20 protein-coding genes are annotated in these 23192 nt (G+C 60.2%); 13 read left to right on the top strand and 7 right to left on the bottom strand.

Going from position 1 to position 23192, the window contains the following annotated elements; genetic code table 11:
• Positions 1-441 precede the first annotated feature (441 nt).
• The gene (locus K9857_RS18300) at positions 442-2619 is read left to right on the top strand and encodes a malate synthase G (RefSeq protein ID WP_224538026.1); all 2178 of its coding nucleotides are present in this window, start codon (positions 442-444) and stop codon (positions 2617-2619) included.
• Positions 2620-2889: 270 nt separating this feature from the next.
• Here the strand turns inward: K9857_RS18300 and K9857_RS18305 are convergent, their stop codons facing one another.
• Positions 2890-3336 carry a response regulator gene (locus tag K9857_RS18305; RefSeq protein WP_224538028.1) on the bottom strand — a complete coding sequence of 149 codons (447 nt, stop codon included), beginning with the start codon at positions 3334-3336 and terminating at the stop codon, positions 2890-2892.
• 259 nt (positions 3337-3595) lie between these two features.
• Here K9857_RS18305 and K9857_RS18310 point away from each other — a divergent pair, with 259 nt between their 5' ends.
• The 4 genes from K9857_RS18310 (at position 3596) to K9857_RS18325 (ending at position 7985) form a co-directional block, all read left to right on the top strand.
• A complete protein-coding gene (locus tag K9857_RS18310) occupies positions 3596-5530 on the top strand; it encodes a putative nucleotidyltransferase substrate binding domain-containing protein (protein ID WP_318011767.1) in 1935 nt (644 codons plus the stop codon).
• 10 nt (positions 5531-5540) lie between these two features.
• Entirely contained in the window at positions 5541-6248 is a 708-nt protein-coding gene (locus K9857_RS18315; RefSeq protein WP_224538031.1) for a PolC-type DNA polymerase III, read from the top strand.
• 247 nt (positions 6249-6495) lie between these two features.
• Entirely contained in the window at positions 6496-7014 is a 519-nt protein-coding gene (locus K9857_RS18320) for an RNA polymerase sigma factor (protein WP_224538033.1), read from the top strand.
• Positions 7011-7985, top strand: coding sequence for a FecR domain-containing protein (locus K9857_RS18325; RefSeq protein WP_224538034.1), 975 nt, complete (start codon positions 7011-7013; stop codon positions 7983-7985). Before K9857_RS18320 ends, K9857_RS18325 begins: the two co-directional genes overlap by 4 nt.
• Before the next feature lie 287 nt (positions 7986-8272).
• On the opposite strand, the gene K9857_RS18330 is transcribed toward K9857_RS18325, so the two are convergent.
• Positions 8273-8581: a DUF3077 domain-containing protein gene (locus K9857_RS18330; RefSeq protein WP_224538036.1), complete on the bottom strand. Its 309-nt coding sequence runs from the start codon at positions 8579-8581 to the stop codon at positions 8273-8275.
• Between the two features lie 493 nt (positions 8582-9074).
• On the opposite strand from K9857_RS18330, the gene K9857_RS18335 reads away from it, so the two are divergent.
• The 4 genes from K9857_RS18335 to K9857_RS18350 all read left to right on the top strand — a co-directional run bounded on the left by K9857_RS18335 (position 9075) and on the right by K9857_RS18350 (position 13842).
• Entirely contained in the window at positions 9075-11498 is a 2424-nt protein-coding gene (locus tag K9857_RS18335) for a TonB-dependent siderophore receptor (protein ID WP_224538038.1), read from the top strand.
• A 72-nt stretch (positions 11499-11570) separates the two neighbouring features.
• Positions 11571-12701 (top strand): PepSY-associated TM helix domain-containing protein, encoded by a 1131-nt coding sequence (locus tag K9857_RS18340; protein ID WP_224538039.1) that lies wholly within the window; start codon positions 11571-11573, stop codon positions 12699-12701.
• Positions 12698-12877, top strand: a complete 180-nt coding sequence (locus K9857_RS18345; protein WP_224538041.1) for a hypothetical protein — start codon at positions 12698-12700, stop codon at positions 12875-12877. The genes K9857_RS18340 and K9857_RS18345 overlap by 4 nt, the downstream gene beginning before the upstream one ends.
• A gap of 335 nt (positions 12878-13212) precedes the next feature.
• Positions 13213-13842 (top strand): glutathione S-transferase, encoded by a 630-nt coding sequence (locus tag K9857_RS18350; protein ID WP_224538042.1) that lies wholly within the window; start codon positions 13213-13215, stop codon positions 13840-13842.
• 210 nt (positions 13843-14052) lie between these two features.
• Here the strand turns inward: K9857_RS18350 and creD are convergent, their stop codons facing one another.
• From creD to creB, 3 genes are all read right to left on the bottom strand, one after another.
• Complete coding sequence (gene creD / locus K9857_RS18355) at positions 14053-15423, bottom strand: cell envelope integrity protein CreD (RefSeq protein ID WP_224538045.1); 1371 nt, start codon at positions 15421-15423, stop codon at positions 14053-14055.
• 202 nt (positions 15424-15625) lie between these two features.
• Positions 15626-17044: a two-component system sensor histidine kinase CreC gene (creC, locus tag K9857_RS18360; RefSeq protein WP_224538047.1), complete on the bottom strand. Its 1419-nt coding sequence runs from the start codon at positions 17042-17044 to the stop codon at positions 15626-15628.
• Positions 17044-17724, bottom strand: coding sequence for a two-component system response regulator CreB (gene creB, locus K9857_RS18365; RefSeq protein ID WP_224538049.1), 681 nt, complete (start codon positions 17722-17724; stop codon positions 17044-17046). The genes creC and creB overlap by 1 nt, the downstream gene beginning before the upstream one ends.
• Positions 17725-17901: 177 nt before the next feature.
• Between creB and K9857_RS18370 the strand changes: the two genes are divergently transcribed.
• Positions 17902-18720 carry an RHS repeat-associated core domain-containing protein gene (locus tag K9857_RS18370; RefSeq protein ID WP_224538051.1) on the top strand — a complete coding sequence of 273 codons (819 nt, stop codon included), beginning with the start codon at positions 17902-17904 and terminating at the stop codon, positions 18718-18720.
• 49 nt (positions 18721-18769) lie between these two features.
• On the top strand, positions 18770-19570 hold the full coding sequence (locus K9857_RS30405) for an RHS repeat-associated core domain-containing protein (RefSeq protein ID WP_318011768.1): 801 nt from the start codon (positions 18770-18772) through the stop codon (positions 19568-19570).
• Between the two features lie 41 nt (positions 19571-19611).
• Here K9857_RS30405 and K9857_RS18380 read toward each other — a convergent pair whose 3' ends face one another.
• On the bottom strand, positions 19612-20115 hold the full coding sequence (locus tag K9857_RS18380) for an ATP-dependent zinc protease (RefSeq protein WP_224538052.1): 504 nt from the start codon (positions 20113-20115) through the stop codon (positions 19612-19614).
• 297 nt (positions 20116-20412) lie between these two features.
• On the opposite strand from K9857_RS18380, the gene K9857_RS18385 reads away from it, so the two are divergent.
• Entirely contained in the window at positions 20413-21300 is an 888-nt protein-coding gene (locus K9857_RS18385) for an acyltransferase (RefSeq protein WP_224538054.1), read from the top strand.
• 1 nt (position 21301) lies between these two features.
• Here the strand turns inward: K9857_RS18385 and K9857_RS18390 are convergent, their stop codons facing one another.
• Entirely contained in the window at positions 21302-21880 is a 579-nt protein-coding gene (locus tag K9857_RS18390) for a DUF2780 domain-containing protein (protein WP_224538056.1), read from the bottom strand.
• Between the two features lie 303 nt (positions 21881-22183).
• Between K9857_RS18390 and K9857_RS18395 the strand changes: the two genes are divergently transcribed.
• Positions 22184-23176: an RHS repeat-associated core domain-containing protein gene (locus K9857_RS18395; RefSeq protein ID WP_224538057.1), complete on the top strand. Its 993-nt coding sequence runs from the start codon at positions 22184-22186 to the stop codon at positions 23174-23176.
• The last annotated feature ends 16 nt before the right edge of the window (positions 23177-23192 follow it).

The raw sequence follows: 23192 nt of genomic DNA on the forward strand, positions 1-23192 counted from the left end.
CTACAAGTTGCACAAAACCTGTAGGAGCGAGGCTTGCCCGCGAACGGCAGACCGCCGATCACCCGAAAAGCACAAATCGTGTACAACTTTGATATTTAACTGGAACAATCCACCAGTTTTTTGAGAACATCCAGCACCGCGCTGTGACCGCAATGCGTCACAGGGTCGCAGAACGACGTAATTAGTCTAATTTTCACAACCGCAACACATCATGTAGTATGCCTCGGCGCGCACTACATAACGTTGGTTCGATGTCTGCCGCAGGCACGTTCACAACCCTCAAAGCCCTGTCAGCAAGGCCCTAAGCCGTTGATTGGTCCCAACCCAGCCGCCCGAAAATGGCATGTACTGGTAGACGGGTTTGTGGTTTAAATGGCCGAAGGCTTCATTGTTAAATTGAAGAGCTGAAAAGCGAAATAGCTGAGCAGAGTGAGGCAAGCAATGACTGAACACGTTCAAGTCGGTGGCCTGCAGGTCGCCAAAGTCCTGTTCGACTTCGTGAACAACGAAGCCATTCCCGGAACCGGCCTCACCGCCGACAAATTCTGGGCCGGTGCCGACAAGGTCATTCACGACCTGGCGCCGAAGAACAAAGCCCTACTCGCCAAACGCGATGATTTCCAGGCTCGTATCGACGCCTGGCACCAGGAACGTGCAGGCCAGGCGCACGACGCCGTGGCCTACAAGGCTTTCCTGCAAGACATCGGTTATCTGCTGCCAGAAGCGGCCGATTTCCAGGCAACGACGCAAAACGTCGATGAAGAAATCGCCCGCATGGCCGGCCCACAATTGGTGGTCCCGGTTATGAACGCCCGCTTCGCTCTCAATGCCTCGAACGCCCGTTGGGGTTCGCTGTACGACGCGCTCTACGGCACCGACGCCATCAGCGAAGCCGATGGCGCCGAAAAGGGCAAAGGCTACAACAAGGTTCGCGGCGACAAGGTCATCGCCTTCGCCCGCGCCTTCCTCGACGAAGCCGCGCCATTGGCCGCCGGCTCCCACGTCGACTCCACCCGCTACAGCATTGTTGACGGCAAGCTGGTCGTCGCCCTCAAAGGCGGCAGCAACACGGGCCTGCGCAACGACGCACAGCTGATCGGTTTCCAAGGCGATGCTTCGGCACCGATCGCCATCCTGCTGAAAAACAACGGCCTGCATTTCGAAATCCAGATCGATGCCAGCACCCCGGTCGGCCAGACCGACGCCGCCGGCGTCAAAGACATCCTGATGGAAGCCGCACTGACCACCATCATGGACTGCGAAGACTCCGTGGCCGCCGTCGATGCCGACGACAAAGTGGTGATCTACCGCAACTGGCTCGGCCTGATGAAGGGCGACCTGTCGGAAGAAGTGGCCAAGGGCGGCAAGTCCTTCACCCGCACCATGAACGCCGACCGCACCTACACCGGCGTCGATGGCAAGGCGCTGAGCCTGCACGGTCGCTCGCTGCTGTTCGTGCGTAACGTCGGTCACCTGATGACCATCGACGCGATCCTCGACAAAGACGGCAACGAAGTGCCGGAAGGCATCCTCGACGGTCTGGTCACCGTGCTGGCGGCGATGCACAACCTCAACGGCAACACCTCGCGCAAAAACACACGTACCGGTTCGGTCTACATCGTGAAGCCGAAGATGCACGGTCCTGAAGAAGCGGCATTCACCAACGAGCTGTTCGGGCGCATCGAAGACGCGCTGGGCCTGCCGCGCAACACTCTCAAAGTCGGAATCATGGATGAGGAGCGCCGTACCACGGTCAACCTCAAGGCCTGCATCAAGGCGGCGAGCGAGCGCGTAGTGTTCATCAACACTGGTTTCCTCGACCGCACGGGCGACGAAATCCACACCTCCATGGAAGCCGGCCCGATGGTTCGCAAGGCCGACATGAAGGCGGAAAAATGGATCGGCGCCTACGAGAACTCCAACGTCGATATCGGCTTGAGCACCGGCCTGCAAGGTCGCGCGCAGATCGGTAAAGGCATGTGGGCGATGCCCGACCTGATGGCGGCGATGCTCGAACAGAAAATCGCTCACCCGATGGCCGGCGCCAACACCGCCTGGGTTCCATCGCCGACCGCCGCCGCGCTGCACGCGCTGCACTACCACACGGTCGACGTGTACGCCCGTCAGGCCGAACTGGCCAAGCGTGCCCCGGCTTCTGTGGACGACATCCTGACCATCCCGCTGGCGGTCAACCCGCAGTGGACTGCCGAGCAGATCAAGAACGAACTGGACAACAACTCCCAGGGCATTCTCGGTTATGTGGTGCGCTGGATCGACCAGGGTGTTGGCTGCTCGAAGGTGCCGGACATCAACGACGTCGGCTTGATGGAAGACCGTGCGACGCTGCGTATCTCCAGCCAGCACATCGCCAACTGGCTGCGCCACGGTATCGTGACCGAAGAGCAAGTGATGGAAAGCCTCAAGCGCATGGCGCCGGTGGTCGACCGCCAGAACGCGGGCGACGCGCTGTACCGTCCGCTGGCACCAGACTTCGACAGCAACATCGCCTTCCAGGCCGCGGTCGAACTGGTGATCGAAGGCACCAAGCAGCCAAACGGCTACACCGAGCCGGTCCTGCACCGTCGTCGCCGCCAGTTCAAGGCTGCCAATGGCCTGTAACTGAGCGCTGATGCCGGACACGAAAAAGCCCTGATCGAAAGATCAGGGCTTTTTCTTTATGCACAATCCCCACCGAGATACCGCACCCTGTGGCGAGGGGGCTTGCCCCCGTTCGGCGGCGAAGCCGTCGCAAAACCTGGATGCACGGTCTGTCTGGAAAATGCAGGGGGTCGCTTCGCAACCCAACGGGGCGGTGCGACGTTTCGACAAGCCCCCTCGCCACAGGTTTCCCTATTCACAGGCATGCATCTTCACGGAGTCTGGGATCCGCTAAGGCTCCATCCCCAACTCATGCTTGACCAACCCCAGCAACTTGCTGGTATCGATCGGCTTGAGCAGAAAATCCACCACGCTCAAATGCATCGCCGCGATGGCGTCCTTAACGTCGGCATCGCCGGAAACGATGATGAACGGCATCGCCGCTCGCACCGACTCGCGCACCTCACGGATCAACGCCAAACCGTCGACGTTGCCCATGCGCAGGTCGGTGATCACCAAACCTATGGACGGTCGTTCTTCCAGCAGCTTGAGCGCGGACTCGCCGCTAGAGGCAGTCATGCATCGTATGCCATCCAGGGCAAGAATCTCTGACAGTAATTCTCGGGCATCCTTGTCGTCGTCTACGATCAGCACCCGCTGCGGTGGCAGGTCGGGTTCCTGCATGACGGCACTGAGCGCTGCGCGCTCGGCGTCACTCAAAATATCGTGGTCGGACATGGCGTTCTCTACATGATCAGTACAGTTCCCTAGCACAGTGGTGAGACATCGCTAAGCACAGCTTAAATGTGCACTTCGTCGGATTATTTTCCAAGCGTAGTTTGGAGAGGTTTTTCCTTCAATCTCGTAAGGATTTTCCGACAATTTGCAGTACAGATTGCCTACCTAGACTTACGTCCAATGGGCACCCCGGCCGCAGGGGTCGACGATAGGTGAGTTATCCCCGACAACAACTCCAAAAAAGACTGCGGTAATGGTTATGAGTAAAGCGGACGCCTTCACACAGGCAGGGAAAACCGCGGTGTTGCAGAACATCCAGGGCACTTTGCAATTCCTTCAGCGCTTCCCGCCCTTCAACCAGATGGAACACGCCCACCTGGCGTACCTGGTCGAGCAATGTCAGCTGCGTTTTTATGCCCTGGGCGAGAGCATCATCAAGCCCGCCGACGGCCCGGTTGAGCACTTCTACATCGTCAAGCAGGGCCGGGTGGTGGGCGAGCGTCCGCATTCGGCCAAGGGCGGCACCGAAACCACCTTCGAAATCACCACCGGCGAGTGCTTTCCCCTCGCCGCGTTGCTGGGTGAGCGGGCGACCCGCACCGAACACCTGTCCGCCGAAGACACCTTTTGCCTACAGTTGAACAAGCTGGCGTTCATCAAGCTCTTCGCCATTTCCCACACCTTCCGCGATTTCGCCTTACGGGGTGTGAGCAGCCTGCTGGATCAGGTCAACCAGCAAGTCCAGCAGAAGGCCGTGGAAACCCTCGGCACCCAGTATTCGCTCAACACCCGTTTGGGCGATTTGGCCATGCGTCACCCGGTGACCTGCAGCCCAGCCACACCCTTGCGCGAAGCCGTGACCCTGATGCACGAGCAGCAGGTCGGCAGCATCGTCGTCGTCAACGAACACAAGTCGCCGCTGGGGATCTTCACCCTGCGCGACCTGCGCCAGGTGGTGGCCAACGGCACCGGGGATTTCAGCGAAGCCATCGAGCGCCACATGACCCAGGCGCCGTTCTACCTGAGCCCGGATCACAGCGCCTTCGATGCGGCGATTGCCATGACCGAGCGGCACATCGCCCACGTCTGTCTGGTCAAGGATCAGCGCCTGTGTGGCGTGGTGTCCGAGCGCGATCTGTTTTCCCTGCAACGGGTCGATCTGGTGCACCTGGCCCGCACCATCCGCAGCGCCCAACGCGTGGAAAACCTGGTGGCGATCCGTGGCGAAATCGGCCAACTGGTGGAGCGCATGCTCGCCCACGGCGCCTCCTCGACGCAGATCACCCACATCATCACCCTGCTCAACGACCACACCGTCAGCCGGGTGATCGAACTGACCCTGGCAGAAAAAGGCGACCCCGGCGTGCCGTTCAGCTGGCTGTGCTTCGGCAGCGAAGGCCGCCGCGAGCAGACGCTGCACACCGACCAGGACAATGGCATTCTGTTCGAAGCCCGGGATGCGGCCCACGCGGCGGAAATCCGCGGCAAACTGCTGCCCATCGCCCACCAGATCAACCAGAGCCTGGCGCTGTGCGGCTTCACCCTGTGCAAAGGCAACATCATGGCCGGCAACCCCGAGCTGTGCCTGTCGCGGGTGGAATGGGCCCGGCGCTTTGCCGCGTTCATTCGCGAGGCGACGCCGGAGAATCTGCTGGGGTCGAGCATCTATTTCGACCTGCGCGTGGTCTGGGGCAGCGAGCAGGGTTGCGAACAATTGCGTCGCGGCATTCTCGATCAGGTCGGCGACAACCGTCTGTTCCAGCGGATGATGGCCGAGAACGCCCTGCGCAATCGTCCGCCAGTCGGGCGTTTCCGCGAGTTCGTGCTGACCCGCAAAAATGGCGACAAGGCCACCCTCGACCTGAAGATCCAGGGCCTGGCGCCCTTCGTCGATGGCGCCCGTCTGCTGGCCCTGGCCCATGGCATCGGCGCCAACAATACGCTGGAGCGCTTCCGCCAACTGGTGGATAAGGAAGTCATCGAGCCGCTGGACGGCGCGGCCTACGAAGAGGCCTACCACTTCATCCAGCAAACCCGCATGCAGCAACACCAGTTGCAGACCCGCGAGAACCTGCCCTACTCCAACCGCGTCGACCCGGACAGCCTCAACCATCTGGACCGGCGCATCCTGCGTGAATCACTGCGCCAGGCCCAACGCCTGCAAAGCAGTCTGGCACTGCGGTATCAGTTATGAGCTATCAGTTATGAGCCTGTTTTCGTGGCTGCGTCCCGCAGGTCCCAGCCTGTCCGGCGAACTGCAACAGCGCCTGCAACGGCTGCCGGCAGCGCCGGTTCTGGGCGAGTGCAGCCTGCGCGAACAGCGTTGGGTAGTGCTCGATCTGGAAACTACAGGATTGAATCTGAACAAGGATCGGGTGTTGTCCATCGGCGCCGTGGTGATCGAGGACGGCGCCATCGACTTCAGCCAGCAGTTCGAACGCACCCTGCAATGCGCCGAGCTCAAACTCAGCCCCAGCGTGCTGATCCACGGTTTGGGGCCGAGCGCGATTGCCAACGGCAGCGACCCGGCGCAGGCGCTGATCGAGTTCATGGAGTTCGTCGGCGACAGCCCGTTGTTGGCCTTTCATGCACCGTTCGACCAGCACATGCTCGGCCGCGCGCTCAAGGATCACCTGGGCTACAAGTTGCAGCACGCCTTTCTGGACGTGGCCGAGATCGCCCCGCTGGTGTGCCCGCAGGCCAACATCCGCGAGGCCGGGCTCGATGAATGGATCAACTGGTTCAAGCTCGAAGTCTTCGAACGCCACAACGCCAGCGCCGACGCCCTGGCCACCGCCGAACTGGCGCTGATCCTGTTCAGCCGCGCGCGGCAGCAGCAGATTCTCAGCCCGTTGAACCTGCAACAGCGCCTGAGCCAGTGGCGCCGGCGGCAGCAAACTCCGTCCTTCTGAATCGTCGGCGTCTGGTCTGACGCATTCGCGGGCAAGCCTCGCTCCTACAGGGTTTGTGTCGATCATAAATCCCACAAACGCCACCAATCCTGTGGGAGCGTGGCTTGCCCGCGAAGAACGATAACGCGGTCCAACTGCCCACCTCCCCCCAAAAACACCCGACCAACGCCAATTGCTTACCTGATTCGCCTCTGACACAATCGCGAACAATTCTCGTTAGTTAACCTTTCCCAATCGGTAATACGGCGTGTCGTCAATCCCAAGCCCTCAAAGTGAGCTCGTCGGTGCGTTATATCGCGACCATCGCGGTTGGCTATTGGCCTGGCTTCGTCGCAACGTCGCCTGCCCGCAGCGCGCCGAGGACCTGAGTCAGGACACCTTCGTGCGCCTGCTCGGCCGAGAGGACTTGAAAGAACCCCGCGAACCCCGGGCATTCCTGGTGGCGATCGCCAAGGGCCTGCTGTTCGACTACTTCCGCCGCGCCGCGCTGGAACAGGCCTACCTCACCGAACTGATGCTGATTCCCGAAGCCGAACAACCGTCGGCGGAAGAACAGCAGATGATCCTCGAAGACCTGAAAAACATCGATCGCCTGCTCGGCAAGCTCTCGAGCAAGGCCCGCGCGGCGTTTCTGTACAACCGCCTCGATGGCCTGAGCCACGGGGAAATCGCCGAGCGCCTGGGCGTGTCGGTGCCCCGGGTGCGCCAGTACCTGGCCCAGGGCATCCGCCAGTGCTACATCGCGCTGTACGGGGAGCCGACATGAGCCCGGCCAGTTCGAAACCTGTCTCGGCGCGGGTGCTCGATGCCGCCATCGCCTGGCAATTGTCCCTGGACTCGGCCAACCCGATCGAGCGCGAAGAATTCGCCAAATGGCACGCTGCCCACGAAGAACACGCCCGCGCCTGGCGCCAGCTGGGCATGCTCGATCAGCGTTTCAGCGTCGCCAGCGGCCCCGCCCGCACCGCCCTGCTGCAGTCGCGTGAAGGCATCCGCCGCCGCGTGCGCAAACTCGGCAGCGGCGTGGCCAGCGTGGTCGCGGTGATTGGTCTGGCGCTGTTTGCCGGCGAACGTTATCTGCCGGTGGATTACTGGCTGGCCGACCAGCGCACCGCCACCGGCGAACAGCGCACCATTCGCCTGAGCGACGGCACCTTGATCAACCTCAACACCCACAGTGCGCTGGACGTTCGCTTCGACGAGAAGCAGCGGCTGATCGTGCTGCAGGAAGGCGAAATCCTCGTCGAAACCGGCCACGGCGACGCCCGGCCCTTCATCGTCGAAACCCGCGAAGGCAGCATGCGCGCGCTGGGCACGCGCTTTCTGGTCAAGCGCGAAGCCGAAGGCACCCGCCTGAGCGTGCTGCAATCGGCAGTGGCCGCCCACCCCGAATCAAGCCAGCAAGAACAAATTCTGCGCGAAGGCCAGCAAATGCTGATCCGCAACGACGGCCTGGGCCCGATCCTCGCCGTCAACGTGGGCGCCGACGCCTGGACCCGCGGCATGCTGGTAGTGGACAACACCCGCCTCGAAGACCTCGTCCATGAACTCGGCCGCTACCGCCCCGGCCACCTGGGCGTAGCCCCCGAAATCGCCGACCTGCGCATCACCGGCAGCTTCCCCCTCAAAGACACCAACCTGGCCCTGAACGCCCTGCTGCCGACCTTGCCGGTGCAGATCGAACAGCACACGCAGTGGTGGGTGACGGTGGCGGCGAAGAGCAACCCGAAACCCTAAACTCCACGCAGAACCCTGTGGGAGCGGGCTTGCCCGCGAAGATGCCCTCAGTAATCACCGCAAATCCATAGGCAAAAACTCGATCATGTAGCAGCTGGCGAAGCCTGCGTCCGACTGCGCAGCAGTCGTGAAATCAGCCAGCGCGGTGTTTCAGGGAGACCTCGCACTCAGGTTTTACGACTGCTGCGCAGCCGGACGCAGGCTTCGCCAGCTGCTACAAAGGTTCTTTGTACGCCGACACCAACTAAAAAGCCCCGAAATCTCGGGGCTCATTGCACGCTTTACCGCTACACCTCTGTCTTCTTCGCCGCCTGCAAAGGCCGCCGCTCCAACACCTTCACCACATCATCAACCACGGCCTTACCCATCGCCGCCAAATAATGCGCCGCCCACGCGTGACGGTCGCAGCCTTTAGCGTAAGCGGCATCCATTGCAAAGGCCTTGGCGAGGAACAGCAGGTTGGAGGCTTCGGACAGGGCGTCGACGATGGGGACGTCGCGGCAGACGTGGAACAGGGGTTGGTCCGAGATGTACATGAAGGGGGTGAAGCCGGGGGTTTTGAGGTCTGAAGCGGAGGGCATATCTGTTTTGCTCATGAATCTTGCTCCTGAGTGTCTGGATAACGTCGTTGTCCGGTTCCGAGTTACCACACTCGATCGCTTGGTATCAGCGACGACCGGAGACTAGCCCGACACCGAAAAGCACAACAAGACAGCAGAGTGCTCTGGAGCAAAATTCGGAGTTCGGCTACAGCATCCTTCAGCTTCATCCGCAGAAATCCTACTGGCTTTAAACAACCACTGAACATTGTGGTGTCTGGTAGGACGCCTTCGCGGGCAAGCCCGCTCCCACAGGGGATTGCGTACATCCATAAAAAATCCGGCGGCTGACAGGCCGTCATCGCGAGCAGGCTAGCTCCCACAGTGGCCGTGGAATGCAGGACATTGTGGGAGCGGGCTTGCCCGCGAAGAGGCCATCAGCTTCACTGAAAACCACTGAATCGAAATTATTTTCACTTACCCCTATCACTTTTCGAATCTCGTCCGGCACCTAGGCAATTGAGAAGTATTTACTTTCAGGAGCCGCTGTATGTCCCGTTCGCTAGACACCTTGTTGCGCCCCAGTTTGCTGGCGGTCGCCATTGCCTTTTGCACCCCTATGGCCAGCAGCCAACTGATCGCCGCCGAGCAGTCCAGCGTGCGTGCCTACAACCTGCCGGCCGCCCCACTGGCCAGCACCCTGAACCAGATCGCCAGCCAGGCCGGTATCGCGCTGTCGCTGAACCCATCGCTGGCCGCGGGCAAGACTTCCGCGCCGGTCAATGGCCAGTTCGATGCAGCTGGTGCCATGCGTGAAGCGCTGCGCGGCACCGGCTTGCAACTGGAGCAGAGCGGCGGCAGCTACACCCTGGTGGCTGTGCCGGAAGGCTCGCTGTCCCTGCCGGCAACCAACGTGATCGGCGTCGAGAACACCGAAAGCGCCTGGGGACCGGTGGAAGGTTATGTGGCCAAGCGCACCGCCGCCGGCACCAAGACCGACACTGCATTGGTTGAAGTTCCACGTTCGATCTCGGTCGTGACGCGCGAGCAGATGGACGACCGCAACGTGCAAAGCCTGGACGACGCCGTGCGCTACATGCCCGGCATCACCGCCAGCAGCTACGGCAGCGATACCCGTGCCGACTGGATTCGCGTGCGTGGCTTCGAACCGACCCAATTCCTCGACGGCTTGCCGCTGCCAAAGGGCGTATACGCCAACCCGAAACAGGAAACCTGGAACCTCGACCGCCTGGCCCTGCTGCGCGGCCCGGCTTCGTCGATCTACGGCCAGACGCCACCGGGCGGTCTGCTGGACATGGTCAGCCGCCGTCCCAGCGCCGAATCGAGCAATGAGATCCAGCTGCAATACGGCAGCGACAATCATCGCCAGATCAACTTTGCCAGCACCGGCAAAATCGATGAGGAAGGCCAATTCCTCTACGGCTTGAGCGGTGTAGTGCGCGACAGCGGTACGCAGATCGACCACGTCGACAACAAGCGCTACAACATTGCGCCGAGCCTGACCTGGAACATCGACGAAGACACCAAATTCACCCTGCTCACGCAATTCACCCGTGACGATACCGGCATCACCAGCCAGTTCCTGCCGATTCAGGGCACCAAGATCAACATGCCGTTCGGCGATGTTTCCCACCACAAGAATCTGGGTGACCCGGATTGGGAATATTACGACCGCACCTACTACGCACTGGGCTACGCCTTCGAACATCGTCTGAATGATGTGTGGCAGTTCCGCCAGAACCTGCGCTACACCAAATCCGACCTGTCCTTCCAGGGCATCACCGTCGGCGCGTATCCGTTCACCCAGGTCGACAACGATGGCAACGTGGGCCGCTCGACCACCAGCGTCGACGAAGACATCAGCCAGTTCGCCGTGGACAACAATTTCCAGGCCGACTTCGCCACCGGCGATGTGCGTCACACTTTGCTGATCGGCCTTGATCATCAGCGCAGCAATACCAACTACACCTCGATCTTCGGCAGCGCGCCGCCGACCAACGTGATCAATCCTGTGCGCGGCGTGGAAATCGTGCGTCCACCTCGTTCCAGCGCGTTCTATGACTACGACCAGAAGACCTACCAGACTGGTCTATACATTCAGGATCAGATGGCCCTCGACAACTGGCGCCTGACCCTGGGCGGTCGTGAGGACTGGGTCCACACCGGTACCAAGTTCTTCAATCAGGGTGATGCCACCAACACCGAACGTGACAGCAACTTCAGCGGCAACGCAGCGATCAGCTATGTGTTCGACAACGGTTTCGTGCCGTACCTGTCCTACGCCGAGTCGTTCCAGCCGACCAGCAACGCCACCGCTTCGCCAACCCAATCGTTCAAGCCGACCGAAGGCGAGCAATGGGAACTGGGTATCAAGTACCAGCCTCCAGGCAGCGACACCTTGCTGAGCGCGGCAATCTACGACCTGACGCAGAAGAACGTGTCCGTCACCACCACCAACTCGGATAACGTCTCGATCACCAGCCAGACCGGTGAAGTGAAGGTCAAGGGCCTGGAGTTGGAAGCAGTGTCCGACGTGACCGAGAACCTCAAGGTGATCGCGGCGTACACCCTGGCCAAATCCGAAGTGCAAAAAGGCGACTTCAAGGGCAACCGTCTGCAGCTGATGCCTAACCAGCAGGCTTCGTTGTGGGCCGATTACACCTGGCACAGCGGCGTGCTGGACGGTTTCGGCATCGGCGGCGGTGCGCGATACACCGGCAACACCTACGGCGATCAGGCCAATACCTGGCTGGGCAAGGCCGACGCCTACACGGTGTTCGACGCTGCGGTCCACTACGACCTCGGTCGCCTGGACAACAGCCTGAAGGGTGCTTCGCTGGCGTTGAACGCGACCAACGTATTCGACAAGGATTACATCTCCACCTGTGACAGCTTCTACTGCTACTACGGCGACCAGCGCAGCGTCGTCGCCAGTGCCACCTACAAGTGGTAACGGCCTGAGCTGACACGCCCAGTACCCAGGCCGTCCCTCGAGGACGGCTTTGGTATTTCTGAGGGTCATGAAATGAAAAGTAAAACAATTCGCCGCTGGTCCGTCGTCCACACCTGGACCAGCCTGATCTGCACGGTGTTCTTGCTGCTGTTGGCACTGACCGGCCTGCCGTTGATCTTCCATCACGAGATCGATCATCTGCTGGGCGATGCCCCGCAATTGCGGGAAATGCCGGCGGACACGCCGCAGCTCAATCTGCAGCAACTGGTGCAGGCCGCTGAAAAGCATCGCCCCGGCGAAGTCATGCAGTATTTCGGTTTCGAAGAGGACGAGCCCAACGCCGCGATCGCGATCATGGCGGCCACCGCCGGTACCGAACCGAACTCGTCCCACACCTTCATGCTCGACGCCCGCACCGGCGAGGCGCTGGAGATGCCGTCGGCCAATGGCGGCTTCATGATGCTGATGCTGCGCCTGCATGTGGACATGTTCGCCGGGTTGCCGGGCAAGCTGTTGCTGGCGTTCATGGGCTTGTTGTTCGTGGTGGCGATTGTGTCCGGCACGGTGTTGTATCTGCCGTTCATGCGCCGGTTGAAGTTCGCCACGGTGCGCCAGGACAAGTCCACCCGCCTGCGCTGGCTCGACCTGCATAACCTGATAGGCGTGGTGACTTTGACCTGGGCGCTGGTGGTGGGTGTGACCGGCGTGATCAGCGCCTGCGCCGACCTGTTGATCGCCGCCTGGCGCAACGACAGCCTGAGCGCGATGGTCGCCCCGTATCGCGATGCGCCGCCGCTGACGCAACTGGCGCCGGCCACGCGCCTGCTCGATATCGCCAAGGAAGTCGCGCCGGGCATGCAGCCGGATTTCATCGCCTTCCCCGGCACGCGCTTTTCCAGCGAGCACCATTACGCGGTGTTCATGAAAGGCAGCACGCACCTGACTTCGCACCTGCTCACGCCCGTACTGATCGACGCCAGCACCCTGAAGGTGACGGCGGTGGCGGAACGGCCCTGGTACATGGACGCCATGGGCATGTCACAGCCGCTGCATTTCGGTGATTACGGCGGCATGCCGATGCAGATCCTCTGGGCGACCCTGGATGTGCTGACCATCATCGTCCTGGGCAGCGGGGTTTACCTGTGGGCGGTGCGGCGCAAGGCGGCCAAGCCGGTGCTGGAACAAGCGGAGAGCGTGGCATGAAACCCAGGCAGTCGAACTTCTGGAAGGTCTTCGGCACCCCGACGGTGATCGCCCTGTTCACCGCCGCCGGCCTGTTCGCCGCGCTGCTGGGCGACGGCATCTGGGACGCCCTGAGCTGGCTCGGCCTGGGCATCCCCGCCGTCCTAGCCCTGCGTGGCCTCCTCCAACGCCGCTGATCTTCCATGAAAACACGCCCCATGTAGCAGCTGGCGAAGCCTGCGTCCGGCTGCGAAGCAGTCGTAAAATCAGCCAACGCGGTGTCTCAGACACACCTCGCACTCAGGTTTTGCGACTGCTGCGCAGCCGGACGCAGGCTTCGCCAGCTGCTACACCGATCGCGTTACGCCACCAACCATTGTGCGAGCCTGCTCGCGATAGCGGTGCATCAGCTACCACAATCGCCAACTGATCTACCGCCTTCGCGAGCAAGCTTCGCTCCTACAGGGTTCGGTTTGAGCCCATGGCCCAACGCGCTATGCTGCCCCTCTCCGCCACCGTCCGAGACGCAGCCATGTCCGCCCCAAGCATGACCCTGTACCACAACTCCCTCTCCCCCTTCGTTCGCAAAGTCATGGTGCTGCTGCACGAGACCGGCCAGCAAAACCGCGTGGCCCTGCTCAACTGCGTGCTCACCCCGGTCGACCCCGACAAGACCCTGATCGACGACAACCCCTTGAGCAAAATCCCCGCCCTGCGCCTGGCCGACGGCAACGTCATCCACGACAGCCGGGTGATCCTCGACTACCTCGACCACCAGCACGTCGGCAACCCGCTGATCCCCCGCGAAGGCTCCGCCCGCTGGCGCCGCCTGACCCTAGCCTCCCTGGCCGACGGCATCATGGACGCCGCCGTGCTGGTGCGTTACGAAGTCGCCCTGCGCGCCCCGGAAAAACACTGGGACACCTGGCTCGACGGCCAACGCGACAAAATCCGCCGCGCCGTGGCCCTGCTGGAAAAAGACGCCATCGCCGAACTCACCAGCCACTTCGACATCGCCGCCATCAGCACCGCCTGCGCCCTGGGCTACCTCGACCTGCGCCACCCGGACCTGGACTGGCGCACGGCCAATCCGCAGCTGGCGGCGTGGTATTTCGAGGTGAGTCAGCGACCTTCGATGATTGCGACCATGCCCAAAGTCTAGGTTTTCACCAACGACACCGACATCATCGCGAGCAGGCTCGCTCCCACAGTTGGTCTTTGGCGCATACAGATTTTGTGTTCGCTGCAGATCGTTTGTGAAACCCGGCCCGCTCGCGATCGCTCCACATCAGTTCGATTGCAAACAACCGATCGATCAGGATCACCAGCTTCTCGCCCTCTCTCTGATCCTCTCGCAATCCAACCAGCCGACTCATTTCACCTCTCCCAAATCAAACGCCACCGGCTTCTCCACCTTGCGCCCAACCCCATACCAATCCAGCTTGCGCGTCAGCACCATGAATACGCCCAGCAACCCGAACAACAGCAACGAGCCCATCAACAGCGCGTAATCCTCCGCACTCAACAGTCCGTAAAGCAGCCCATACAGCCCCGCCAATCCCGCCGAAAAGCTCAAGCCGTGGCGCACGCTGCGCAGCACATGGCAGACATAGAACCCGATCAACAACACACAGGCGCTGGCCGACAGCAGATACGCCGAGGCAAAGCCGATGTGTTCGGACAGCGACAACAGCAGCAGGTAGAAGAACGCAAGCGCCACACCCACCAGCGCGTATTGCACCGGGTGCACGGCGAGGCTTTTCAGGACTTCGAAGAGGAAGAAGCCGGCGAAGGTCAGGACGATGAACAGCAGGGCGTATTTGATCGCGCGGTCGCTTTTGAGGTACTGGTCCACGGGGTCGATGAAGCTCACGCCGAAGCTGCGGCCGTAAAAGCCTTCGCAGCTGGTGCGCGAGACGCAGCTGTTCAGGGCTTCCTGCAAGTTGGTGGAGAAGAACGAGGTCTGCCAGTTGGCGGTGAAACCTTGATCGGTGACTTCACGCTGTGCCGGCAGGTAGTTGCCGATGAAGCTGGGGTGCGGCCAGTTCGCGGTCAGCGACACCTGGCTGGTCTTTCCCACCGGCAGGATCTCCAACTGACCGGTGCCTTGCAGTTTCAGATCGAAGCCGAAGGCCAGCTCGGTGTTCTGCTTCGCGTCCAGATGCGGCAGCGGCACGTGGACACCCTCGCCCAGCCAGCCGACCTGAGTACCGGGAATGAAGTCCAGGCGCTGGTCGTTGAGTTCGAGTTTCAGGGCATTTTCGATGCCACGAATATCGCTGATGCCGACCGCCAGAAATGGCTGATCGAACTGGTAATCGGCGAAGTCTTCCTTGATCCCCAGTTGCGCCGGCAGGGAAAAATGGCCGGTGATACGGTTGTCGGCATGGAACAGCCGCGCCTGATAAATGCCTCGTGAGCGCAGTTCGGTCTGCACTTGGCCATCGAGTTCGAAGCGCTCCGGGAGGAAGTACAAGCGACCGCGCTCCTCGCCGATCTCCTGATAACGCTGGTTGGTTTTCTCGGAGGTTTTCCAGGTGCGGATCACTTTGCGATACGGCACCACCATCAGCGGGCCGCTCAGTTGCTGGCTGTAGCTGGAGCTGCGGGCGATGTCTTCAAGCACACCGTCGCGCAGTTGCTGGCGATCCTGGATGACGCCGTTGATCATCAACAGCGGGATCAGCAACAGCAGGATCAACAGGGCAATGGCCCCGAGTTTCAAGGTCAGATTTCGGTTCATGGGACTCTCCCTGTTTGGATGGAGAGAGTCTGAGTTGGGTGTGTGGGGGTTTTGTGGGGGGAATGTGGAGATTGTGTGGAGATTGGGCTGGCCTCTTCGCGAGCAAGCCCGCTCCCACACTGGATTGGGGATAGACACAAGATTTGCGAACAACACGAAACCCTGTGGGAGCGGGCTTGCTCGCGAAGGTCGCGCCTCGGTCCTACGGCAAGCGCAGTGTCACTTCCACCCCGCCCTCAACATTGCCAATCTGCAATGCCCCACCATGCAACTTCGCAACCTCCTCCACAAAGTTGAGCCCCAACCCCGTGCTCTTGCGCCCACTGTCGGGACGGGGCAGCGAGTAGAACCGCTCACTCAACCGCGCCAACGCATACTCGGGAATCGCCTCGGCCTGGTTGAACAACCTCAACTCAACCCACCCCTCCACCCGCTCGGCACTGAACCTCAACAGCCCCTGAACAGGTGTGAAATCCAGGGCATTTTCCAGCAGATTACCCAGCGCCTGACGCAACAGAAACGGCTCGCCCACTAGCATTAGATCCGCTGGAATCGCTCGCTCCACCCTCAGCTGTTTACCCTCGATCCGCCCGGCCTGAGCGCTCAACAATTCATCGACCAGCTTCGCCAGCGGCACACTTACCCGCTCTTCCAATCCCTGCCGTTGCTCAACCTGCGCCAGGTTCAGCAACCGTTCGATCAACTGCTGCATCCGCGCGCTTTCGTTATCGATGTTGCCGACAAACCGCTGTCGCTGCGCCAACGGCATCTCACCCTGCAGCAACTCCGCCGCACCACGAATCGCCGCCAGCGGGCTCTTCAATTCATGGGTCAAGGTGTGCACGTAGCGCTCGACGTAGGCCTTGCCCTCCAGCTGCGTGCGCATCTGCTCCACCGCCGTCGCCAGTTGCTCCAGCTCGCCACCGCGATAGTGCGGCACTTCGATCCGCCGACCTTCGCTCACCGCCTGGGCATAAGCGGTCAACCGCCGCAGCGCCCGGCTCAACCACCACGACAACAGCGCGCCGAATAGCAGCCCCAGACCGATCAGCCCGGCGCCATAGGCCAGCAGCCGGCGCTCGGTGCGATCCACATAGGGCTGCAACGAAGCGTTGGGCTTGGCCACGGTGACCACGCCGATGATCTGCCCGTTATCGCGAATCGGCGCGCCGACGTGCATCACCGATGAGTTGGCATCCTGCGGATCGCTGCGGCTGGAACGCGCACCGTACTGCCCGCGCAGGGTCAGGTAGACGTCGTTCCAGCGCGAGTAATCCTGCCCCACCGCCACGCCGCTGGAGTCGAGCACGACAATGCCCTTGGCGTCGGTGACGTAGATGCGGTGGTTGACCTGATTCTTCGCCAGGCCCCAGATGTTCGCCGCCGGTTGCCGCTCGCCATAGGCCTTGAGCAGTTGCGGCCAACGGTTCTGGTTGAGGGTGCCGGCCTTGAAGTCGTCGCGCAGGATTTCAGCCATCAGGTTAGCGGTGTCGACCAGCGTTTCTTCGGTGGACTGGCGCACGCCGGGGCGGATTTCTTCCATCACGGTGTTGAGCACGAAGTACCCGGTCAGGCCGATGAACAGCACATAGACCAGGAAAATCCGCATCCCCAGCGGCATCAGCTGTGCCCCGGGTTGTAGCTGTAGCCCAGACCGCGGTGGGTCTGGATCGGCTCGGCATCGGCCTTCACCCCGCGCAACTTGGCGCGCAGGCTCTTGATGTGGCTGTCGATGCTGCGCTCGTAACCGGCATCGGCGGCCACACCCAGCGCATCGAGCAACTGCTCGCGGCTGAAAACCCGCTCGGGCTGCTCGAGCAGGCATTGCAACAGACGGAATTCGTGACGGGTGAGGACCAGCAGCTGACCGCGATAGCTAATCTGCACACGTTCGCTGTCGATGTGAAACAGCGCCGGCTGCGCCTCCAGCGTCGTGCGCGGCGCCACGCGCTTGAGAATCGCCCGAACCCGCGCCGCCACCTCCCGCGGGCTGAACGGCTTGACCACGTAATCGTCGGCACCGATCTCCAGCCCCACCACCCGATCGATCTCCCCGTCCCGGGCACTGAGAAAAATCACCGGCACCTCGCTGAAGCGCCGCAGCTGTTTGCAGGTCTCAAAGCCGCTGATGTCGGGCAGGCCGATGTCGAGAATGATCAGGTCGGCCGGCGTCTGGCGCTGATGCTCGAGCGTGGCGCCGCCCAGGCTCAGCCAGGTGGTGGTGAAGCCTTCGCTTTGCAGGGCAAACACCAGGGTGTCGGCAATCGCCGCTTCGTCTTCGACAATCAGGATATGAGGCATGGCGTCCGAGCCCGTGGGGGAGTGGGCGAACGGTGAACCAAGGGGGATTGAACGTCAATCGGCAAGGGTAAATCAGTAGTGCGAACTGGAGTAGCTAGCAGTTCTGATAGTGGGCAAAGGCGAAAAATGGGCTGATGCTGAACTCTCTTTTCCAAGTCCCAGAACAGGAAAACACCAATGCCAGGGTATCCACGCAAAACTGCCCTTTTGGCAACCGACCAGCAGCGCTCGGTGCTGAGAATCGTCGGCGCCAGTCAGTCTCAAACCTTCGCCTACACACCCTACGGCCGCCGTTCTGTCGAAAATGGATTGCTGAGTCTGATCGCGTTTAACGGTGAGTTGCCAGACCTGATGACCGGGCGCTATCACTTGGGGAAAGGCTATCGCGAGTTCAACTCGGTGTTGATGAGGTTTACCAAGCCTGACTTGTCGAGTCCGTTTGGCGACGGAGGAATGAATTCGTATGCGTATTGCCTGGGAGATCCAGTGAATCGCTTCGATCCAACGGGCCATGTTTCCAAATTTTGGAGTTTTTTAAGATCATTATTTGGCACTCCAGATAACCCCGCAATAACAGTCGAAACTGCAAAAGACATGGCGAATATGAAACGAGGCATCTCATTTGAAGGGACTACATACGGATTTGAGCTCGACCAGAATCCAGTTTCGATGAAAAGAACGTCAGTAAAAAAAATCGAAGAATACACAAACATCATAAAAGAAGAAAAACAAGAACTAATATATAGAACCAAAATGCTACTGACTGAAGTTACATTCAGACCGGAAAGATCGCAAATCGTCAACGTGGCTGACGAACCAAGATCCACATACAAAATAGTGAACAATCTTTCTAAGACTAAAAATCTCGCGGTACACAACTTGTATCGCGAGATAATGTCATTCAATCATAGAGCGCAATATTTAAGGTACGTTCGAAGCCATTTTGATGTACCTACAGGGCGCGCATATGCCGCCAGCCTGCGAATACTTCCCTAAGCGCAACAACGAGCGTTGAAGAGGCTGGGCTCTTGCATGGAGAGTGGTCATGTCTGCGCAACGTAGCAAAACCATTCTGTTGGCGTCCGATCAGCAGCGCTCGGTGTTGCGTGCCCTTGATGGGGTCCGCAATCATCCTATCGCTTACACGGCTTATGGGCATCGCTCGTTCGAGAATAGATTGCTGAGATTGCTTGGGTTTAACGGTGAATTGGCTGATCTGCTAACCGGGCGTTATCACCTGGGAAAAGGGTATCGACAGTTCGATACGGTGTTGATGAGGTCTAACAAGCCGGACGATTTGAGCCCGTTCAGTAAGGGTGGGTTGAATGCATATGCGTACTGCAATGGCGATCCAAGGAATAAATCAGACCCAAGCGGGCATACCCCGATATGGCTGAAAGCTTTTTTACGATCACGGGGTTTGATGACACGCTCGAAACCGCAAGCAGTCACCGCGACGCCGAGGGTATCTCTAATTCCGGACCCGGATCCTGCTCAACCTAATACACAAACAAACGTCATTGAGACCATTCCAGACGACGCAAGACCTGAGGAAATAACCAGGCTACAGATTCGCCTGGAAACCAATCGTCAAAGCCGCTCTTTCAACCTTCGAAACTATCCTGAGACTGCCCTTTACAAGCAGTCCTCATACGTTTTGATCGGTGGAAAAGTCGTAAAAACCAAGAAGGCTTACTCCACCGCCGCTCGAGCACACCACAATAGCCTCATTACTCCTGAGTCGCCAAAACAGACTTCCCGGGTCACGTTCCAGTTTTACTCAGTGATACATGTCATCCACGAACAGGTAGATGACGCAATCGACGTTAAGAACATAAGAGATTGAGGTCGTTTAACGGCAGCAGGAAAATCTGACCCTGTGTACGCCTAGCAATCGGGCTTATCCGCCGTAAACCGCCGAGCCGGATTCACCGCCGCGCCAAACTCGCGCAGCGCCTTGGCGCCAATCAATAGCGGGTAGTTGAAGTTACTGCGATCGGTCAGGTTGACTTCGACCGTGCGTTTGACGTCGCCCAGGCACAGTTCCAGATCGACCACCGGCCGTTTGGTCGGCGCGACCACTTCTTCCTCGTCGTCCTCTTCGGAGCGGGTCTTGATCTTGCTGATCCGCGCGATCTTGTGTTCGTAGACCTTGTCGCTCGCGTCCTTGGTGGCCAGGCGGAAACGCACCCAGTCCTCGCCGTCGCGCTTGAAGGTTTCGATGTCCTTGGCCGACAACGACGCGGTCAGGGCGCCGGTGTCCATCTTGGCCTTGAGCACCTCGCCGCCGATTTCCGGCAGGGCGATGTATTCGTAGCGCCCGTAGAGCGTGGGCTCGGCGGCCATGACCGGCAGGGCGATGAGGGACAGCAGGGCGAGAAGGGATTTCACTTGATCGTTGTCCTTGAAAGAGGGGCAGCGGGATTTTAGACCGTTGCAGCGATGATCGTTCCCACGCTCTGCGTGGGAATGCAGCCCGGGACGCTCTGCGTCCCTCCGGTGCCCGCCCGGAAACCGCCAGCGCGGCTGGAACGCGGAACGTCCCTTGAGGCATTCCCACGCAGGAGCGTGGGAACGATCGGTGCAGGGAGGTTAGAGGTTTGAAGGTGAAACTTTCGTCACCCGCAATTTGGCCTCCCGCCCGAAGCTGCCTATCATGGCGCACCCAAAAGCCTTCAAGAGTCACTTATGCGCCGCCTGCTCACCGGCTGTTTCGTCGCCTTGCTGCTGTTGCTCAACACCCTGGTCCTGATCGGGCCGTTGATGGTGTTTGCCCTGCTCAAACTGGTCCTGCCCGGGCGCTTTCGCGATTACGCCTCGTGGGCGGTGATGTGGATCGCCGAGACCTGGTCGGAAATCGACAAGCTGATCTTCCGCCTGTGCATCCCTACCCAGTGGGACATTCGCGGCGGCGATGACCTGCGGCGCGACACGTCGTATCTGGTGATCAGCAACCATCAATCCTGGGTCGATATCCCGGCGCTGATCCAGACCCTCAACCGGCGCACACCCTTCTTCAAATTCTTCCTCAAGAAAGAACTGATCTGGGTGCCGTTTCTGGGGCTGGCGTGGTGGGCGCTGGATTACCCGTTCATGAAGCGCTACACCAAGGCTTTCCTGGCCAAACACCCGGAGCTGGCGGGCAAGGATCTGGAGATCACCAAGGCCGCCTGCGAGCTGTTCAAACGCCAGCCGGTGACGGTGGTGAATTATCTGGAAGGCACCCGCTACACCCCGGCGAAAAGCGTGCAGCAGCAGTCACCCTTCACCCACCTGCTCAAGCCAAAGGCCGGCGGCGTGGCGTTTGTGCTGGCGGCGATGGGCGAACAGCTGGATGCCATTCTCGATGTGACGGTGGTGTATCCACAGCCGAAGATCCCGGGGTTCTGGGATTTGATCAGCGGCAACGTGCCGCGGGTCATCATCGACATCAAGACCCGCGAACTGGACCCTGCGCTGTGGCAGGGCGATTACGAAAACGATCCGGCGTTTCGTGAAACGGTCCAGAACTGGGTCAACCAGCTCTGGACCGAGAAGGACCAGCGCATCGACGTCTTGCGCGCCGAGCGCGGCTGAATCAGGTGCCGGTACCCAGGCCCCAGATACCGCCCAGGTTCTGCAGCAACGAGGCGCCGACGCCCTGCTGACCGAGGTATTGCAGGATCACCGGGGCGAACAGGCCGACCATGCCGGTGTCCATGCCCAGGGTGCTGAAGGCGTTGTTCAGATCGTCGGTGTTCTTGACGTTGCCCAGGGCGTTACCCAACGGATTGCCCAGGCCGGTCGTGTTGCCATTGCCGCTACCGCTGCCGCCGAGCAACCCGGCAATCGCCCCCAACTGACCGCCGCCGGAGAGCAGGTCGATGCCCGGCACGCTCTTGGACAGTTCCGAGTAGTCGGTCGTACTCAACTGATTCCTGGCCAACCCCAGCATCGCCCCGGCGCCGCCGATGGCCTGCTCGGGGGTCACGTTCAACTGGCTGAGCGCGCCCAGCAGATCCGCCGTCTCCGCAGTCGGCGCCGCCTCTGTCGCGGTGTTCTCGCCCTTCATCCCCGAGAGGACACTGGCCGCATCGCTCAGATTGAACTGCGCAAACACCGGGCTGGCGGCCAGGGTCATGAGCGATGCCAGTACAAAACCGCGTGAAACCTTCATCCAGACACCCCCATAAAAAAACCGCCCGGAAATGGGCGGCGCAAAACTGAGCGTTGGACTGGCAAGCCCGAACATTGTTCCCCCACACCCGATCACCTGTAGGAGCGAGCTTGCTCGCGATGGTCGTCAACGATAACGCTGGCAACCTGAGACCCCGCAGTGTCTGGTCCTCCATCGCGAGCAAGCTCGCTCCTACAGGGTCCTGTGTTGCAAGTGCCACTATCATTTCTGTCAGGTAGGCAGCCCCGCCCATTTGAGCCAGAGTAATCCCAGAGTCGACACCGATTTCAGGGAGCCCACCCCATGCCCCGCGCCAGCCAGACCCTGCTCTGCCGCTACCACTACGACGCCCTCAACCGGCTGACCGCCAGCGCCCCTTCGGTACCGACGCGCTCCGAGCGCTTCTACCTGAAGGAGCGCCTGGTGACAGTGAGCCAGGGCGTGGTTCACAGCTCGATCATGCAGCACGACGATCAACTGCTCGCGCAGCAACAGCACAACGGCAGCGCTGTGGAAATGTTTTTACTGGCGACGGACAAGCAACGTTCGGTGCTCACCGCTTCGGACGCATTGCTACCTCACTTCGCCTATTCACCCTTCGGCTTTCACACCCCGGCAGATGGACTGCCCGGGCTGCTCGGTTTCAATGGCGAATGGCGCGATCCGGTGACCGGGAACTACCTGTTGGGCAATGGCTATCGGGCGTTCAATCCGGTGCTGAGGCGGTTTAACTGTCCGGACACGTTGAGCCCTTTTGACAAGGGTGGTTTGAATGCCTATGCGTATTGTCTTGGGGATCCGGTGAATCGCAGTGATCCGAATGGGCATTGGCCGAAGGCAGTGGCAATGTCCATAGGGAAATTCCTGAAACGGAGCAAAACTTCCCTTTATCCAGAAACGCCAAAAAACGTCGCTATTCTGCCAAGCGATAAAACCTTCCTACAGTCAAGCAGCCTAAATCTGGCGACACCGACAACAGCATCTCCCGAGATGAACCTCGCCATTTCACAAACACGCGGAACATCCATCCCCCCATCAATTCCTCAGAAAGCCGTTGCAGAAGAATCACCTCTTTTGAACATCAGTCCCGACCGCCAACTCGAAATGATCAGCGCCGCTGACCATGTGTTGAGGGATGCTCCGACAAAGCTTTCGACTGAAGAGCTTTATTATATTCGCCGTTACTTAAAAGCGATTAGAGACGGCAAAGCGACATACGACGACGCCGCTGTTTTCCTCAATACCTATTCAATCATGAGACAAGCTCGTGCGGGCACACGCGGAAGCACTATTTGAAGAATTCTCTAACGAG

This window comes from Pseudomonas sp. REP124 (genome assembly GCF_020164475.1).
In the GTDB taxonomy this organism is placed as follows: domain Bacteria; phylum Pseudomonadota; class Gammaproteobacteria; order Pseudomonadales; family Pseudomonadaceae; genus Aquipseudomonas.

Bases quoted from the DNA above. Each gene is read 5' to 3' on its own strand.
- K9857_RS18300 (WP_224538026.1), top strand. From the start codon at position 442: ATGACTGAACACGTTCAAGTCGGTGGCCTGCAGGTCGCCAAAGTCCTG.
- K9857_RS18305 (WP_224538028.1), bottom strand. From the start codon at position 3,336: ATGTCCGACCACGATATTTTGAGTGACGCCGAGCGCGCAGCGCTCAGT.
- K9857_RS18310 (WP_318011767.1), top strand. From the start codon at position 3,596: ATGAGTAAAGCGGACGCCTTCACACAGGCAGGGAAAACCGCGGTGTTG.
- K9857_RS18315 (WP_224538031.1), top strand. From the start codon at position 5,541: ATGAGCCTGTTTTCGTGGCTGCGTCCCGCAGGTCCCAGCCTGTCCGGC.
- K9857_RS18325 (WP_224538034.1), top strand. From the start codon at position 7,011: ATGAGCCCGGCCAGTTCGAAACCTGTCTCGGCGCGGGTGCTCGATGCC.
- K9857_RS18330 (WP_224538036.1), bottom strand. From the start codon at position 8,581: ATGAGCAAAACAGATATGCCCTCCGCTTCAGACCTCAAAACCCCCGGC.
- K9857_RS18335 (WP_224538038.1), top strand. From the start codon at position 9,075: ATGTCCCGTTCGCTAGACACCTTGTTGCGCCCCAGTTTGCTGGCGGTC.
- K9857_RS18340 (WP_224538039.1), top strand. From the start codon at position 11,571: ATGAAAAGTAAAACAATTCGCCGCTGGTCCGTCGTCCACACCTGGACC.
- K9857_RS18345 (WP_224538041.1), top strand. From the start codon at position 12,698: ATGAAACCCAGGCAGTCGAACTTCTGGAAGGTCTTCGGCACCCCGACG.
- K9857_RS18350 (WP_224538042.1), top strand. From the start codon at position 13,213: ATGTCCGCCCCAAGCATGACCCTGTACCACAACTCCCTCTCCCCCTTC.
- creD (WP_224538045.1), bottom strand. From the start codon at position 15,423: ATGAACCGAAATCTGACCTTGAAACTCGGGGCCATTGCCCTGTTGATC.
- creC (WP_224538047.1), bottom strand. From the start codon at position 17,044: ATGCCGCTGGGGATGCGGATTTTCCTGGTCTATGTGCTGTTCATCGGC.
- creB (WP_224538049.1), bottom strand. From the start codon at position 17,724: ATGCCTCATATCCTGATTGTCGAAGACGAAGCGGCGATTGCCGACACC.
- K9857_RS18370 (WP_224538051.1), top strand. From the start codon at position 17,902: ATGCCAGGGTATCCACGCAAAACTGCCCTTTTGGCAACCGACCAGCAG.
- K9857_RS30405 (WP_318011768.1), top strand. From the start codon at position 18,770: ATGTCTGCGCAACGTAGCAAAACCATTCTGTTGGCGTCCGATCAGCAG.
- K9857_RS18385 (WP_224538054.1), top strand. From the start codon at position 20,413: ATGCGCCGCCTGCTCACCGGCTGTTTCGTCGCCTTGCTGCTGTTGCTC.
- K9857_RS18390 (WP_224538056.1), bottom strand. From the start codon at position 21,880: ATGAAGGTTTCACGCGGTTTTGTACTGGCATCGCTCATGACCCTGGCC.
- K9857_RS18395 (WP_224538057.1), top strand. From the start codon at position 22,184: ATGCCCCGCGCCAGCCAGACCCTGCTCTGCCGCTACCACTACGACGCC.